Raw genomic sequence first — 14,315 nt, forward strand, 5'->3', positions numbered from 1 at the left:
CCGTCGGCCCGTCAAGGCGACGGGCGCGGTGAGCTGCGGGGATGGGAGACTTTGGCGCAAAGACACGGGTAAGGGAGAGGTCGATGGACGAGGCGCGGGCACGGGAGATCCTGGCCGGGGCGGGACTGCCGGTCGCGGGCGCGCGGCTGCTCACCCTGGGCGAGAACGCGGTCTTCACGGTGGGCGATCTGGTGGTGAAGGTCGGCCGGGACGCGGAGCTGTTCGAGCGGGCCGAGCGGGAGCTCGCCCTGGCGTCCTGGCTGGAATCGGCCGGGGTCCCGGCGGTCCGGGCCGCCGAGGAGAAGCCGCGCCTGGTGGACGGGCATCCGGTCACCGTCTGGCACCGGCTGCCCGACGCGGTCCGGCCGACCGAGCCCCGCGATCTGGCCCCGCTGCTCCGGGCGGTGCACGCGCTGCCCGAGCCGGCCGGCTTCGCCCTCCCGCGCCGTGAGCTGCTCGGCGGGGTCGAGCGGTGGCTGCGGCTCGCGGGGGACGCGATCGACCCGGCGGACGCGGCGTTCCTGCGGGAGCGGCGCGATTCCTTCGCCCCGGCGGCGGCCGCGCTCACCCCGCATCTGACCCCGGGCCCGATCCACGGCGACGCCCTCCCCCGGAACGTCCACGTCGGCCCGGACGGCCCGGTCCTGGTGGACCTGGAGACCTTCTCCTCGGACCTGCGCGAGCACGACCTGGTGGTCCTCGCGCTCTCCCGGGACCGGTACGGCCTGGACCCGGCGGCGTACGAGGCCTTCACCGAGGCGTACGGCTGGGACGTCCGGGAGTGGGAGGGGTGCGCGGTGCTGCGCGGGGCGCGGGAGACCGCGAGCTGCGCGTGGGTGGCGCAGCACGCCCCCACGAACCCGAAGGCGCTCGCCGAGTTCGAGCGGCGGGTGGCCTCGCTGCGGGACGGTGACCCCGAGGTGCGCTGGTACCCCTTCTGACATCATGGTTCCCGTCGAACCGGCAGGTAACGAACGGGGTGTTGAGATGCGTGTCGAACTGTCCGAGGTGACCCTCGACGTCGAAATCAGCGGGGAGGGACCGGCCGTACTGCTCGTGCACGGCTTCCCCGACAGCCACCACCTGTGGCGGCACCAGGTCGCGGCGCTGAACGCGGCCGGTTTCCGGACGGTCGCCCCCACCCTGCGGGGCTTCGGCGCCTCCGACCGTCCCGAGGGCGGTCCCGAGGCGTACCACCCCGCCAAGCACGTGGGCGATCTGCTGGAGCTGCTCGCCCACCTGGGGATCGACCGGTTCCATGTGGTCGGTCACGACTGGGGCTCGGGCGTGGCGCAGGGCCTCGCGGGGTTCGTGCCGGACCGGGTGATGAGCGCGACGCTCATGTCGGTGGGCAACATCGCGGCGATCCTCGGCGCCGGGTGGGAGCAGCGGCAGCGCCTGTGGCACGTGACGATGTTCCAGCACGAGGGGCTCGCGGAGGAGTGGCTCTCCCGTGACGACTTCGCGAACCTGCGCGACATGCTCGGCGAGCACCCCGACCGGGAGGAGGTCGTGGAGCGGCTGCGCGCCCCGGGCGCGCTGACCGCCTCTCTGGCCATCTACCGGGCGGGCCTGCCGGTCGAGGTCCAGCTGTCCGCGCCGGCGGTCCTCCCGCCGCTGTCCGTTCCCGTCATGGGCGTCTGGTCGACCGGTGACCGCTTCCTGACCGAGCGGCAGATGACCGGCACCGGCGAGCACGTCGCGGGCCCGTGGCGCTACGAGCGCGTGGAGGACGCGGGGCACTGGATCCCGCTCGACCGGCCGGAGAAGGTGAACGAGCTGCTGCTCTCCTTCCTGAAGGAGAACTCCTAGCCGGCCACCGCGACCGCCGACCGCAGGGGCCACGCGGGGTCGACGACCGCCTCCGCGTCGCCCTTGCGGCGCAGGAAGTCCTGGAAGTTCTCGGCCCAGGCGCGGTACCACCCGATCTGGCGCTCGTGCAGCTCGGCCGGGTCGAGGGCGGCGACCTGGGGGTGCCGCTCGGCTATCGCGACGGCGACCCGGACGGCGGCGAGCGCGTCGGCGGCGGCCTCGTGGGCGGCTTCGAGGACCACGCCGTACTCCCCGCAGACCGCCCCCAGGGTCCGCTTGCCGCGCCGGTAGCGGTCGACGGCCCGGTCGATGGTGTACGGGTCGACGACCGGACCGATGGCGGTCCCGCCGAGCCGCTCCTCGAGGGAGGGGAGCCCGTGGCGGCGCAGTTCGGCGGCGAGGAGCGTGAGGTCGAAGGAGGCGTTGTACGCGACGACCGGGACGCCGTCCTCCCAGTACGCGGCGAGGGTCCTCGCGATCTCGTCGGCGACCTCGCGGGCCGGCCGGCCCTCGGCGGCCGCGCGCTCGTTGCTGATGCCGTGGATCCCGGAGGCCTCCTCCGGGATGGGGACGCCCGGGTCGGCGAGCCAGTCCCGCCGCTGCCCGACCCGCCCCCCGCCGTCGACCTCGACGATCGAGGCCGTGACGATACGGGCCTCCAGCGGTTCGGTGCCGGTCGTCTCCAGGTCGAAGCCGACCAGCGTGTCGCCGTGCCAAGCCATCGGGTCCTCCTTACGTGATCTCCCCCGTGGTGTGACCACCCTCGCACGCACCACTGACAACGCCTCCGACCGACCCCCGCCGGCACGCGCCCCCGAGGTCAGGAGACGGGCCGGGAGTCGAGCCAGACCGACTCGAATTCTTCCCGGTACGTCTCGAAGAGTCCGTGATCCCCGTCACGGGACGGCTGCCCGTGCCGGACGACGTTCCGCCCGCCGCCGCGCAGGACGAGGACGGGGGCCTCCATGCCCCGGGCCCGGCGCAGGTAGGACTGGACGACGCCGACGCCGTCCGGCCCGTCGCCGTCCACCAGGTAGGCGGTGAAGCGGGGGGTCTCGTCGAAGACGTGGATCTGGAAGGCGCCCGGGTCGCGGAGCTTCGAGCGGACCCGGCGCATGTGCAGGATGTTCATCTCGACCGAACGGCTCAGCTCGCCCTTCTTCAGGCCGAGCTCGCGCTCGCGGCGCTTGACGGCGCTGCTCGCGGGGTTGAGGAAGAGGAGCCGGGTCCGGCAGCCGGACTCGGCGAGCCGGACCATGCGGCGGCCGGAGAAGTTCTGCACGAGCAGGTTCAGGCCTATGCCGGTGGCGTCGAGGCGGCGGGCCCCGCCGAAGAGGTCCTCGGCGGGCAGCTGCCGCTGGAGCCGGACCCGGTCGGGGTGGACGGAGACGACGTCCGCGTACCGGTCGCCGACGAGGTCCTCGACCGCGTCCACGGGCAGCCGGTCGGCGGACGGGACCCCGGCCCCGCCGCCGAGGATCTCCAGGATGCGGGCGGAGGCCCGCTCGGACTGGGCGAGGACGGTCAGCGAGAGCGCCCGGTTGCGGGAGACCACGTTGCGCGTGACCTCCAGCTCGTCGAGGGCGAGCTCGACCTCGCGCCGGTCGTCGAAGTAGGGCTCGAAGCAGGGCCAGTGCTGCACCATCAGCTCGCGCAGCTGGGGCAGCGTGAGGAAGCTCAGCACGTTGTCGTCGGCCGGGTCGAGGAGGTAGCCCTTGCGCCGGGAGACCTCGCGGACGGCGACCGCCCGCTGGACCCACTCCTGGCCGGCCGGTCCGGCCGCGGCCACCACCCACTCCTCGCCGTGCACCGGTTCGTACACGGGTCGCAGGACGGCGGCGACCACGGCCCGCAGGCGCTGTTCGACGAGATTCAGCCAGATGTAGGCGCGACCGGCGCGCTGGGCCCGGGTGCGGACCTCGCTCCAGGCCTCGGCGCCCCAGTCGAGCTCCGCCCCGATCTCCACCGGCCGGCCGACCGCGACCGTGCCGGGCGGCACGACCGCGCCCGGCGGCAGGCCCCCACCCGGCGGTACGGCCGAACCCGGCGGCGCGACCGCTCCGGGCGACGCCTCTGCCGGGTCGGCCGGGCCCCCCTCGTGACCCGCGTCACCTGGGGGCAGCTCCAGACCTCCCGAGCTCACCCGCGCACCGCCTTCTGCTCCCGGACACCCGTTCCGGCGGACAGGATGACCATGTGACAACGATCAAGGAAGGGTACTCCGCGAGCGGGAGGCGGTGCAGCAGGATCGTCAGGCTGCTTCCTCAACTCCCCAGATCGGGCTGCCCGTTCTGGGAGGCGAGATCGGCCGGAGTGAGCGGATTCATAGCGGTTACGTCCCTGGGCACGAGCTGGAAGCCCTGCCAGTGGACCGGCATCGGCTGCTGGTCCTCGTCCCGGGCGATGTGGTGGAACCCGATGTTGACCCACACGGACGGCTGAGTCAGGGTCTCGCCGTTGACCCACCTGTCGACGCTGTCACCGGCGCCGGCCGCGCAGTCGCCGATGTTGTTGCTCGCGAACTTCTCGCAGGCGCGGGCCTGGGTGAAGTAGACGTCGTGCTTGGTGAAGCCGCGGCCCGCGTGGGTGTCGGTGTGGCCGGGCACGATCTCGTACGAGCGGGCGTGGCCGTCGGCGTTCTTGCCGGTGCCGCTGACCACCCGCCACCAGCGCATGTTCTTCGCGTCGCCGGCGAGTTCCTTGGTGACGACGGTCTTCTTCGTCTTCACGGTGGGTCCGCCGCCGCCGGTGGGCGCGGTGACGGTGGAGTCGAACTGCTCGATCCGGTCCTTGGTGGAGCCGTCCAGGCCGAAGTCGAGCTTCCAGAAGACGTTGTGGGCGTGGCTGGTGGCGTAGCCGCGGGCGCCCTTGCCGAGGGGCCAGCCGCGTCCGTCGGTGGCGTTGTAGTCGACGGGCGAGAGGCTGCCGGTGGCCCCGACGTTGGCGCCGATGGTGCCGTCGGCGGTGAAGCGCCACTCGGTGATGTACTCGTACCAGCCGACCTTGTTGACGGTGTAGACGAGCAGGTCCTTGGCCTGTGCCGCCCAGACCCTGGAGCCGTTGTCGCTGGCCATGCGGTACGCGTGCCCGCGCGCCCGCGTGGTGGTGCACAGGCCCTTGACGTCGCCGACCTCGGGCACCTTGACGGTGGTGAGGGTGCCGCCGGGACACTCGGCCGGCTTGAGGTTCTGCAGGCCCCAGCCGAAGCCGGCGCCGGTGAGGTCGTCGTACTCGGCGCCGCCGTCGTCGTACGGCACGTGGATCTGGGCGAGGCGGGCGCTGTTGAGGACCTTGATGGGGGCGGCGGCGCCGGGCGGCTGGTAGGTGACCCTGTCGAGCGTGAGCCCGGCGTCGGTGTCGTAGCGCCAGCACATGCGCCAGGTGGTGCCGCCGTCGAGCTTCTGCGTGATGCGGTACGCGGCCGAGCAGTCGGGCGTGGCGGGCGATGCCGCACGCACCGGGGCCGTGGCGGCGGTGGCGCCGGTCGCGGGCCCGGCGGCGGCCGCGGCGGTACCGAGCAGCACGGCGGCTGTCAGGACGGCGCCCCGCTTGCGGGTGCGCGGGTTCGTCCGGTGGGACTTGGACATGGGGACGTACTCCCTCGTACGTGTCGTGAAGGCTGTGGAGAGGCCGCGGCGGTGGTCAGCCGACGCGGGTGACGGTCCTCGCGGAGAGGTCGACGATCAGGTTCCGGGTGTCGATCCAGGCCCCGTTGAGGACCTTGGTGACGAGCCGGACGCACCGGTGCTCGCCGCAGCGGGCGAGCTGCGCGGGCACATGGGACTCGCGGTAGGTGCGGTAGACGTCGCCGTTGAACCACAGCTGTCCGGTGGAGGTGAGCTCCTTGCCGGTGGCGTCCTTGTAGTCCTCCTTGACGCCCTTGCCGAGCGGGCTCGCGAGGATCAGTTCCAGGGCCTTCCGCAGCTCCTCCGGGTGGGCGGAGGGCTGGACCCCGTGCTGCGCGCCGGACTTCTCGACCTTGCCGGTGTCGAGGTTGACGGTCTTCGTGATGAGCTCGTCCCGCCCGTAGTCGTAGAGGCGGACCTCGGCGCGGCGGGACGGGTCGCCCGGGACGGGGTCGGCGAGCCGGGTGCCGAGGCGTTGCGGCCCCCGGCCGCCGGTGACGTCCTGCTGGGCGGAGGCGGCGGGCGGGGTCAGCGCCAGCGACTCGGCCCGTGCGAGCTCGTCGTCGGTGAGCGGGTCGCTGCCGACGCCCTTCTTCCCCTCGGCCGCGGGCGGGACCACGGTGGCGGGCGGCGGCGCGGTGCCCGGTGCCTGCGCACCCGTCTCCCCCTGCTGGGCGGCGCCGCCCGAGCCGCCCCCCGCCGTCGCGGCGGCCGCTCCGGCGGTTCCGACCGGTCCCGCGGCCCCGTTCGCTCCCGCCTGGCCCGGCAGGCTGATCGCGACGGCGACGGCGGTTCCCGTCACCGCCATGGCCGCTCCGGCCACCACCTTCCCCAGGTGGCGGCGCGCTATTTCGTACACACTTCCCCCTCTTTCCCCCTCTTGGTCTGCGGTCACCCGGTAGGACGGGGCGAAGTCCTAGGAGGTTGCCCCTCTTTCGGGCAGGATCTGGCCGAAGAAGAGCTATAAAACCCGGACAGAAGAGGAAGAGTCGTATCCATGCAGGTCTGGCCGGGACAGGCGTACCCCCTGGGCGCCACCTATGACGGAGCAGGAACCAACTTCGCGGTCTTCTCGGAGGCCGCCCACAGGATCGAGCTGTGTCTGCTGCACGACGACGGCTCGGAGACGGCGGTGGAGCTGCGCGAGACCGACGCGTTCGTGCGGCACGCCTATCTGCCGGGCGTGATGCCCGGTCAGCGGTACGGGTTCCGGGTGCACGGCCCGTACGCGCCGGAGCGCGGGCTGCGCTGCAACGCGGCGAAGCTGCTGCTCGACCCGTACGCGCGCGCGGTGTCGGGGCGGATCAAGTGGGGCGAGGCGGTGTACGGGTACCCCTTCGGGCGGCCCGACGCGCGCAACGACCTCGACTCGGGCCCGCACACGATGACCTCGGTCGTGGTCAACCCGTACTTCGACTGGGGCGACGACCGGCGCCCGCGCACCGAGTACCACCACACGGTGATCTACGAGGCCCATGTGAAGGGCCTGACGATGCTGCACCCGGACCTTCCGGAGGAGCTGCGCGGGACGTACGCGGGGCTCGCGCACCCGTCGGTCATCGGCCACCTGAAGGAACTGGGCGTCACCGCGCTCGAACTGATGCCCGTTCACCAGTTCGTGAACGACCACCGTCTGGTGGACGCGGGGCTCGCCAACTACTGGGGCTACAACACGATCGGCTTCTTCGCCCCGCACAACGCCTACGCGTCCTGGGGCGACCGGGGCCAGCAGGTCCTGGAGTTCAAGTCGGCGGTCCGGGCGCTGCACCAGGCGGGCATCGAGGTCATCCTCGACGTGGTCTACAACCACACCGCCGAGGGCAACCACCTGGGCCCGACGCTCTCCTTCCGGGGCCTGGACAACCCCTCGTACTACCGGCTCTCGAACGACCGCCGGTACTACACGGACACGACCGGCACCGGGAACTCGCTGCTCATGCGCTCCCCGCACGTGCTCCAGCTGATCATGGACTCGCTGCGGTACTGGGTGACCGAGATGCACGTGGACGGTTTCCGCTTCGACCTGGCGGCCACCCTGGCCCGCCAGTTCCACGAGGTGGACCGGCTGTCCTCGTTCTTCGACCTGGTGCAGCAGGACCCGGTGGTGAGCCAGGTGAAGCTGATCGCCGAGCCGTGGGACGTGGGCGAGGGCGGCTACCAGGTGGGGAACTTCCCGCCGCTGTGGACCGAGTGGAACGGCAAGTACCGGGACTGCGTGCGGGACCTGTGGCGGGGCGAGCCGCGCACGCTCGCCGAGTTCGCCTCCCGGCTGACCGGCTCCTCCGATCTGTACCAGGACGACGGGCGCCGGCCGCTCGCCTCGGTCAACTTCGTGACCTGCCACGACGGCTTCACCCTGCGCGACCTCGTCTCGTACAACGACAAGCACAACGAGGCGAACGGCGAGGGCAACCGGGACGGCGAGAGCTACAACCGCTCCTGGAACTGCGGGGTCGAGGGCGAGACCGAGGACGTCGGGATCGTCGAGCTGCGCGCCCGCCAGATGCGCAACTTCCTCGCCACGCTGATGCTCTCGCAGGGCGTGCCGATGCTCAGCCACGGCGACGAGTTCGGGCGGACGCAGGGCGGCAACAACAACGCGTACTGCCAGGACAACGAGGTGTCCTGGGTGCGGTGGCCGAAGGAGAACAGCGAGGCGGAGGGCACGCTGCTCCGCTTCACGCGGGCGATGGTCCGGCTGCGCCGTGACCATCCGGTCTTCCGGCGCCGCCGCTTCTTCCACGGCCGGCCGGTGGAGGGCACCCACGACGAGCTGACGGACATCGCCTGGTTCACGCCGGAGGGCGAGGAGATGACCTCCCGGGACTGGCAGGCGGCGCACGCCCAGGCGCTGACCGTCTTCCTCAACGGCAACGCCATCTCGGAGCCGGGCACGCAGGGCGAGCGGATCGCCGACGACTCCTTCCTGCTGATGTTCAACGCCTCGTCGAAGGAGCTGGAGTTCGCGGTCCCGGACAGCCACGGGCGCTGCTGGCGGATGGTGGTGGACACCTCGGACCCGGAGGGCATGCCGCCGCAGGAGGGTCCGGAGCTGGCGGCCGGCGAGCGGGTGACGCTCGCGCCGCTCAGCCTGACCGTTCTGCGCCGGCCGGCCTGAGCACGCGTACGGGGGTCTTGACCCGTACCGACCAGGAGAGGACCGCGCAGGCCACGGCCGCCCCCACCGCCACCGCGAAGGCGGCGGGGGCGCCCTCGCCCTCGGCGAGCCGGCCGGAGACGGCGAGGGCGAGGGCCTGACCGCCCACGATCCCGCTGGTGAGGAAGGCCATCGACTCGGCGAGCCGGGTGGCCGGCACGGTCCGCTCGGTGAGCCCGAAGACGGTGATCAGGTGCGGGGCGTAGGCGGCGCCGAGGACGACGACGACCGCGTACAGCGCGCCCAGGGAGCCGACGAACAGCAGCGGTACGGAGAGGACGACAAGCCCGGCGGTCGCGGCCCGCCAGCGGGTGGTGAGCCCGATCCGGGCGGGCACGGCGGCCATGGAGAGGCCGACGGCGGCGCTCATGACGCCCATGGCGGCGTAGACGAGCCCGGCCTGGGCGGGGACGCCGAGCTCCTCGGTGAGGGCGGTGATCCCGGCCTGCGAGGCGCCGAACATGGCGCCCTGGAGGACCATCGTGACGCGCAGGGCGTACGCGGATCCCGGCAGCCTCGTCCGTTCGGCGGCACTCGTACGGGTGGAAGCGGCGCCCTCGCCGGTGGCCGCCGCCGGCGCTTCGGGGGTGGTCGCCCGGGCCGTCGGGTGGAGCGCGAAGGCCGTGCCGCAGACGGCGAGCAGCAGCGCCGCCAGGAGGAGCGCGGCGGCCGGGTGGGCGAGGGCTGCGGCGAGGCCGACGAGGGCCGGGCCGAGGACGAAGGAGACCTCGTCGAGGGTGCCCTCGAAGGAGAGCACCGCGCCGACGAGCCGGTCGTCCGCGCCCGACCGGCGGGCGAGGGCCACGGAGCGGGTCCTGGCGAGCGGCCCGACCTGCGGGACGGTGGCCCCGGCGAGCGCCCCGAGCGCCATGAGCGGGCCGGTCGGGGCGTCGGCGAGGGCGGCGAGGACCAGGGCGGTGACGGCGACCGCGTTGGCGAGGGAGGCCGCGAGGACGACGCCGCGCTGGCCGTGCCGGTCGGCGAACCGGCCGATGACGGGCCCGGCGACGGTCTGTCCGGCGGCGAGCGCGCCGCCCGTGAGGCCGGCGGTGGCGAGCGAACCGCTCGTCTCGGCGACCAGGAGCAGGCTGCCGAGCTGGCACATGGCGGTGGGCAGCCGGCCGAGGAACGAGACGACCGGCAGGGCCGGTCCGAGCAGGGACAGCGTGTCGCGGTACATCCGGAGCATCACGCGAACGTAACGCGATGCACTCGAACGGGTGCATGGGGCGATGACACAGAAGCCCTCCGACGGGGTACGTACGTTCGCATGACGCCCATTCCACCCACCGCGACCTACCGGCTGCAGCTCCAGCCGGAGTTCCCCTTCGCGGCCGCCGAGCGCGCCGTGCCGTATCTGGCCGGCCTCGGGGTCTCGCACCTGCACCTCTCCCCGGTCCTGGAGGCGGTGCCCGGCTCGGCCCACGGCTACGACGTCACCGACCACCGGTCCGTACGGGCCGAACTGGGCGGCGAGGAGGGGCTGCGGGCGCTGGCGGCGACCGCGCGGGCGCACGGTCTCGGGCTCGTCGTGGACCTGGTGCCCAACCACATGGCGGCCTCCCCGCGCCACAACCACGCGCTGCGCGCCGTGCTCCGCGACGGCCCGGACTCGCCGTACGCCCGCTGGTTCGACATCGACTGGCGGGCCGGGGACGGCCGGGTGCTGCTGCCGGTGCTGCCCGCGCGGCTCCCGGAGGTACGGGACCGGTTCCGGGTCGCGGGCGGCTCCCTGCACCTGGACGGCCAGGAGTTCCCGCTCCGCCCCGGCACCGAGGGGCTTCCCCTTGACGAGCTGCTCGACGCCCAGTGGTACCGGCTCGGCTGGTGGCGGCTCGCCCGCACCGAGCTCGGCTACCGCCGCTTCTTCACCGTCTCGGAGCTCATCGGGGTGCGGGTGGAGGACCCCGAGGTGTTCGCGGCGAGCCACGCGAAGATCGTGGAACTGGTCGCGGACGGGGTGATCGAGGGGCTGCGCATCGACCACCCGGACGGACTGGCCGATCCGCAGGGCTACTTGGAGGAGCTGGCGGCGGCGACCGGCGGGCGCTGCTGGACGGTCGTCGAGAAGATCCTCACGGGCGCGGAGGCGCTGCCCGCCGCCTGGCCGGTCGCGGGCACCACCGGGTACGACGCCCTTCGACAGCTCGACGGGGTGTTCACCGACCCGATCGGCGCCGACGAACTCGCCGACTTCTACCGGGAGTTCGTCGGGAAGGCCGGGGACAGGGGCGGCCGCTGGGAGGCGACCGAGCGGCGCGCCGCGTACGAGGTGGTCACCCATGACCTGGCCGCCGAGACGGCCGCGCTGACCCGGATCGCCGGCCGGATCTGCGCCGCCGACCCCGCGCTCCGGGACCACGCGCCCTGGGCACTGCGCACCGCGGTCCGGGAGCTCCTCGTCCGCGTCCCCGTCTACCGCCCCTACCGGACCGGCGGCGAGGAGGTGCTGACCCCGGAGGCGGCGCGCGGCGCGAAGGCGGCGTTCGCGGTGCCGGAGGAGGCGACGGCGGTCGACCTCGTACGGGACCTGGCGCTCGGGGCGCGGGGGGACGGACCGGAACACCGGGCGTTCCGGGCGCGGTTCGCGCAGACCTCGTCCGCGCTGCGGGCCAAGTCCGTGGAGGACACCGCCTTCTACCGGTACACGCCGCTGCTCTCGGCGAACGAGGTCGGCGGGGACGCGGGGCGTCCGGCGGTGCCGGTGGAGGAGTTCCACGCGTACTGCGAGCGGATCGCCCGGGACTGGCCGGCCACCGGCACGGTCCTCTCCACGCACGACACCAAGCGCAGCGCGGACGTCCGGGCCGGGATCGCGGTGCTCTCCCAGTGCCCCGAGGTGTGGGCGGAGCTCCTCGCGGAGGTCGCCGGGGTGCCCGCGCCCGACGCACACGTGGCGTGGACGGCCTGGCAGACGGCCTTCGGCTTCGGCGCCCCGGACCCGGACCGGCTGGTTCCCGCGATCCTCAAGTCCGTACGGGAGGCGGGGCTGCGGACCAGCTGGACCGAGCCGGACGAGGAGTACGAGCGGGCGGTGGCCGAGTTCGCAGCGGCCGGGCCCGGCCGGATCCCGCTCCGCGCGGCCTCGGAGGCGGCCTTCGCCCTGGAGCCGCACATCCGGGCGCACGCGCTCGGCGCCGCGCTCGCACAGCTGACGATGCCGGGGGTGCCGGAGCTGTACCAGAACACGGAGCGGGAGTACCGGGCGCTCGTCGACCCGGACAACCGGGCGCCGTTCACGGTCGGCCCGGAGGACGAGCGGACCGCCCTGGTCCGGGCGGCGCTGCGGCTGCGGCGGGCGCACCCGGAGGCCTTCGGGCCGGGCGGCACGTACGTCCCGCTGAGGGCGGAGGGCCCGGCGGCCGCGCACTGTCTGGCCTTCGCCCGCTCCGGCCGGGTGCTCACGGCCGTGACCCGGCTCTCCCTGCGGCTCGCGCAGGCGGGCGGCTGGCAGGACACCGAGCTGGTGCTGCCCGAGGGGCGCTGGACCGACGCGCTCGACGGCGTACGGGAGTTCACGGGAGGGCCGGCGACGGAGGTCAAGCTGGCGGAGCTGTTCGAGGAGCGGCCGGTGGCACTTCTGACCCGGATGGAGTGAACCGCGAAGCCCGGGCGGGATGAAGCTTGATGCCACGGCCATGACAAGCTGACGATCATGACGAAAGATCAGACCGGGCGGGTCATCGGTGCCGCGTTCGGACTCGTGTTCATCCAGGCCAACGCGGCCGCCCTGCCGACGGCGGTCGCCGCTCCGCTGCGCCTGCTGTCCCTCGCCGCGTTCCTCTGGGTGGCCGTCTTCGGACGGCGCGGCGGCCAGGCCGGCCAGGCATCGTCGGCCGCACCGGGTGAATCCGGCACCCGATTCGGCCGGCGCTACTGGTACGTGGCGGCGGCCGAGGCCGCCGGGCTCGCTGCCGGGCTCTTCGTGATCGCCCGAGTGCTGCACGCCCCGGAGGCGTCCGTGGGCTGGATCGCCTTCGTCGTCGGCGTGCACTTCTTTGGCCTCGCGGTCGCCTGGCGCAGGCCCGCGCTCCATGTGCTGGGGGCGTCGATCGCGGCCTGCGGCGCGGCGGGCCTGGTCCTGGCGGCGTTCGACGCCCCGGCCGTCGCGATCAGGACCGTCGCCGGAGTGCTCCCCGGCGCCCTCCTGCTCGCCTCGGTGCTGCGGCCGGGGCGTACGACCCCGGCCGCAGCGGCGTCCGAGGTCAGGAGCGGGACGCCCGCGTGATCACGCACTCGGTGTACTCGGAGGCGTCGCCGGTTCCGGGGTACCGAGCGGACACGTCGACGCTCTTGGAGGCGCCGGCGGTGACCGCGGCGGCGGTCGTCGTCGCGGTCACCGGGACGACGCCGGAGCCCGTCTCGCCGGTGAACTTCATCGTGAAGCTGTAGTCGTAGTCGAACGTGTTGTCGTTCTCCACGGTGATCCGGGCGACCAGGTTCTTGGTCGCCGGGTCGTACTTGCACGAGTCGATGGTCAGGTCGCGGATGGCCTTGTCGGCGCTGCCGGTGCTGCCGGAGACGGAGCCGCCGGTGCTGCTGCCCGAGGTGCCGTCGTGGTTGCTGCCGCTGTGGCCGCCGGAGCTGTGGCCGCCGCCGCAGCTGCCGCCGTGCGAGCCGCGGGCACCGGTCAGGGCAACGACCGCGATGCCGAAGACGGCGATGGCGCGGACATGACGCATATTCATATGTGAATCCCCGTGAAAAGTGGTGGTTCGAGCGTCCGGTTGACGGGCGCACGTCACCCTAGCAGTGGTGGAGGGGGCCGCTCAGCCGCCCGGCCGGACGATGAGACTGCGGGGAGCGCGGGTGATGAGGCCCGTGGACCTGGGCCGGAAGCCGTCGGCGAGACGCAGCCGGGGCATCGCCGTGAACAGCGCGCGCAGGGCGTACTCCGCTTCGAGACCGGCGAGGAGGACCGCCGGACAGAAGCCGGGACCGTAGGTGAGCTGACCCGGGTCGTTGCGAAAGGGATCGAAACGGGCCGGGTCGCGGAAGCGTTCCGGGTCGCGCCCCGCCGAGCCGACGAGCAGCGCGACGGACGCGCCCGCCGGGACGATCCCGCCGCTCACCGGCACCTCGGCGGCGGTGCGGCGCACGGCGATCTGCACGGGCGGGTCACGGCGCAGCGACTCGGTCCAGGCGCGGGCGACGAGACCGGCGGGCGCGTCGCGGAGGGCGGCGACCTGGTCGGGGTCGTCCAGGACGTTGCCGAGGAAGGAGGCGAGCGCCTTCCCCCGTACGGCGATCTGGCCGCCGCACTCCCCCGCGAGCGCGCCCGCCGCCCGGCCCCGTACGAGCCGCATCATGTCGCGGTAGGGCACGCCGACGGCCGCGGCGACGGTGCCGGCGGGCAGCCAGTGGCAGAAGTCGGCGACCAGGTCGGCCTGGGGCCGCTCGGCGATCCGGCGGGCCAGGACGTAGGCCGTTCGTTCGGTGACCGCGCGCAGGGCCTCGACGTCGACGTCGACGTGGGCCCGCGCGCACGGCGGGTCGCCGGGCCGGTGCCCGTGCGTGAAGCGCTCGTCGGTGAGGGCGGCGGCCACGTCCGCGTACCGGCTGAGGACCCAGGCCCGCAGCAGCGGGTCGTACGTGAGCGGGAACTCCTCGCGCAGGGTCCGGTGGATCCCGTGCGGGTCGCGGGAGGCGCCGGGGTCGAGGGGGCTGGGCGCGACGGTCCGCCCGCCGGGCGGGACGGGCCCGGCGGCGGCCGGGTCGGC

General features: G+C 73.6%; 12 protein-coding genes. 5 read left to right on the forward strand and 7 right to left on the reverse strand.

The features are described from left to right. The first annotated feature begins 83 nt into the window (after positions 1 to 83). Positions 84 to 941 (forward strand): phosphotransferase enzyme family protein, encoded by an 858-nt coding sequence (locus tag CCN56_RS09510; RefSeq protein ID WP_086825466.1) that lies wholly within the window; start codon positions 84 to 86, stop codon positions 939 to 941. A 46-nt stretch (positions 942 to 987) separates the two neighbouring features. Beyond that, on the forward strand, positions 988 to 1,812 hold the full coding sequence (locus tag CCN56_RS09515; RefSeq protein ID WP_086825467.1) for an alpha/beta fold hydrolase: 825 nt from the start codon (positions 988 to 990) through the stop codon (positions 1,810 to 1,812). Here CCN56_RS09515 and CCN56_RS09520 read toward each other — a convergent pair. The 4 genes from CCN56_RS09520 to CCN56_RS09535 all read right to left on the reverse strand — a co-directional run bounded on the left by CCN56_RS09520 (position 1,809) and on the right by CCN56_RS09535 (position 6,297). Next, entirely contained in the window at positions 1,809 to 2,534 is a 726-nt protein-coding gene (locus CCN56_RS09520; RefSeq protein WP_086825469.1) for a 3'-5' exonuclease, read from the reverse strand. The genes CCN56_RS09515 and CCN56_RS09520 overlap by 4 nt on opposite strands. A gap of 98 nt (positions 2,535 to 2,632) precedes the next feature. Beyond that, complete coding sequence (locus CCN56_RS09525) at positions 2,633 to 3,955, reverse strand: SAV2148 family HEPN domain-containing protein (RefSeq protein ID WP_086825471.1); 1,323 nt, start codon at positions 3,953 to 3,955, stop codon at positions 2,633 to 2,635. A gap of 121 nt (positions 3,956 to 4,076) precedes the next feature. Next, positions 4,077 to 5,399, reverse strand: coding sequence for a copper amine oxidase (locus CCN56_RS09530; protein ID WP_086825473.1), 1,323 nt, complete (start codon positions 5,397 to 5,399; stop codon positions 4,077 to 4,079). Positions 5,400 to 5,454: 55 nt separating this feature from the next. Continuing rightward, positions 5,455 to 6,297, reverse strand: coding sequence for a Tat pathway signal sequence domain protein (locus CCN56_RS09535; RefSeq protein ID WP_086825475.1), 843 nt, complete (start codon positions 6,295 to 6,297; stop codon positions 5,455 to 5,457). Between the two features lie 138 nt (positions 6,298 to 6,435). Here CCN56_RS09535 and glgX point away from each other — a divergent pair, with 138 nt between their 5' ends. Beyond that, positions 6,436 to 8,556 (forward strand): glycogen debranching protein GlgX, encoded by a 2,121-nt coding sequence (gene glgX, locus CCN56_RS09540; RefSeq protein WP_086825476.1) that lies wholly within the window; start codon positions 6,436 to 6,438, stop codon positions 8,554 to 8,556. On the opposite strand, the gene CCN56_RS09545 is transcribed toward glgX, so the two are convergent. Then, positions 8,525 to 9,775: an MFS transporter gene (locus CCN56_RS09545; protein WP_086825488.1), complete on the reverse strand. Its 1,251-nt coding sequence runs from the start codon at positions 9,773 to 9,775 to the stop codon at positions 8,525 to 8,527. The genes glgX and CCN56_RS09545 overlap by 32 nt on opposite strands. A gap of 99 nt (positions 9,776 to 9,874) precedes the next feature. Here CCN56_RS09545 and treY point away from each other — a divergent pair, with 99 nt between their 5' ends. Then, a complete protein-coding gene (treY, locus tag CCN56_RS09550; protein ID WP_086825491.1) occupies positions 9,875 to 12,193 on the forward strand; it encodes a malto-oligosyltrehalose synthase in 2,319 nt (772 codons plus the stop codon). Between the two features lie 57 nt (positions 12,194 to 12,250). Continuing rightward, a complete protein-coding gene (locus CCN56_RS09555; protein ID WP_256961879.1) occupies positions 12,251 to 12,823 on the forward strand; it encodes a hypothetical protein in 573 nt (190 codons plus the stop codon). On the opposite strand, the gene CCN56_RS09560 is transcribed toward CCN56_RS09555, so the two are convergent. Both CCN56_RS09560 and CCN56_RS09565 read right to left on the reverse strand, forming a co-directional pair. Beyond that, the gene (locus CCN56_RS09560; RefSeq protein ID WP_256961880.1) at positions 12,801 to 13,277 is read right to left on the reverse strand and encodes a hypothetical protein; all 477 of its coding nucleotides are present in this window, start codon (positions 13,275 to 13,277) and stop codon (positions 12,801 to 12,803) included. The genes CCN56_RS09555 and CCN56_RS09560 overlap by 23 nt on opposite strands. An 87-nt stretch (positions 13,278 to 13,364) precedes the next feature. Next, positions 13,365 to 14,315: cytochrome P450 (locus CCN56_RS09565; protein ID WP_086825482.1), on the reverse strand; the 951-nt coding region annotated here is incomplete at its 5' end.

The sequence above is a fragment of the Streptomyces sp. NRRL B-24572 genome (genome assembly GCF_002156145.1).
Lineage (GTDB): Bacteria > Actinomycetota > Actinomycetes > Streptomycetales > Streptomycetaceae > Streptomyces > Streptomyces vietnamensis.

Bases quoted from the DNA above. Each gene is read 5' to 3' on its own strand.
- CCN56_RS09510 (WP_086825466.1), top strand. From the start codon at position 84: ATGGACGAGGCGCGGGCACGGGAGATCCTGGCCGGGGCGGGACTGCCG.
- CCN56_RS09515 (WP_086825467.1), top strand. From the start codon at position 988: ATGCGTGTCGAACTGTCCGAGGTGACCCTCGACGTCGAAATCAGCGGG.
- CCN56_RS09520 (WP_086825469.1), bottom strand. From the start codon at position 2,534: ATGGCTTGGCACGGCGACACGCTGGTCGGCTTCGACCTGGAGACGACC.
- CCN56_RS09530 (WP_086825473.1), bottom strand. From the start codon at position 5,399: ATGTCCAAGTCCCACCGGACGAACCCGCGCACCCGCAAGCGGGGCGCC.
- glgX (WP_086825476.1), top strand. From the start codon at position 6,436: ATGCAGGTCTGGCCGGGACAGGCGTACCCCCTGGGCGCCACCTATGAC.
- CCN56_RS09545 (WP_086825488.1), bottom strand. From the start codon at position 9,775: ATGTACCGCGACACGCTGTCCCTGCTCGGACCGGCCCTGCCGGTCGTC.
- CCN56_RS09555 (WP_256961879.1), top strand. From the start codon at position 12,251: ATGACGAAAGATCAGACCGGGCGGGTCATCGGTGCCGCGTTCGGACTC.
- CCN56_RS09560 (WP_256961880.1), bottom strand. From the start codon at position 13,277: ATGCGTCATGTCCGCGCCATCGCCGTCTTCGGCATCGCGGTCGTTGCC.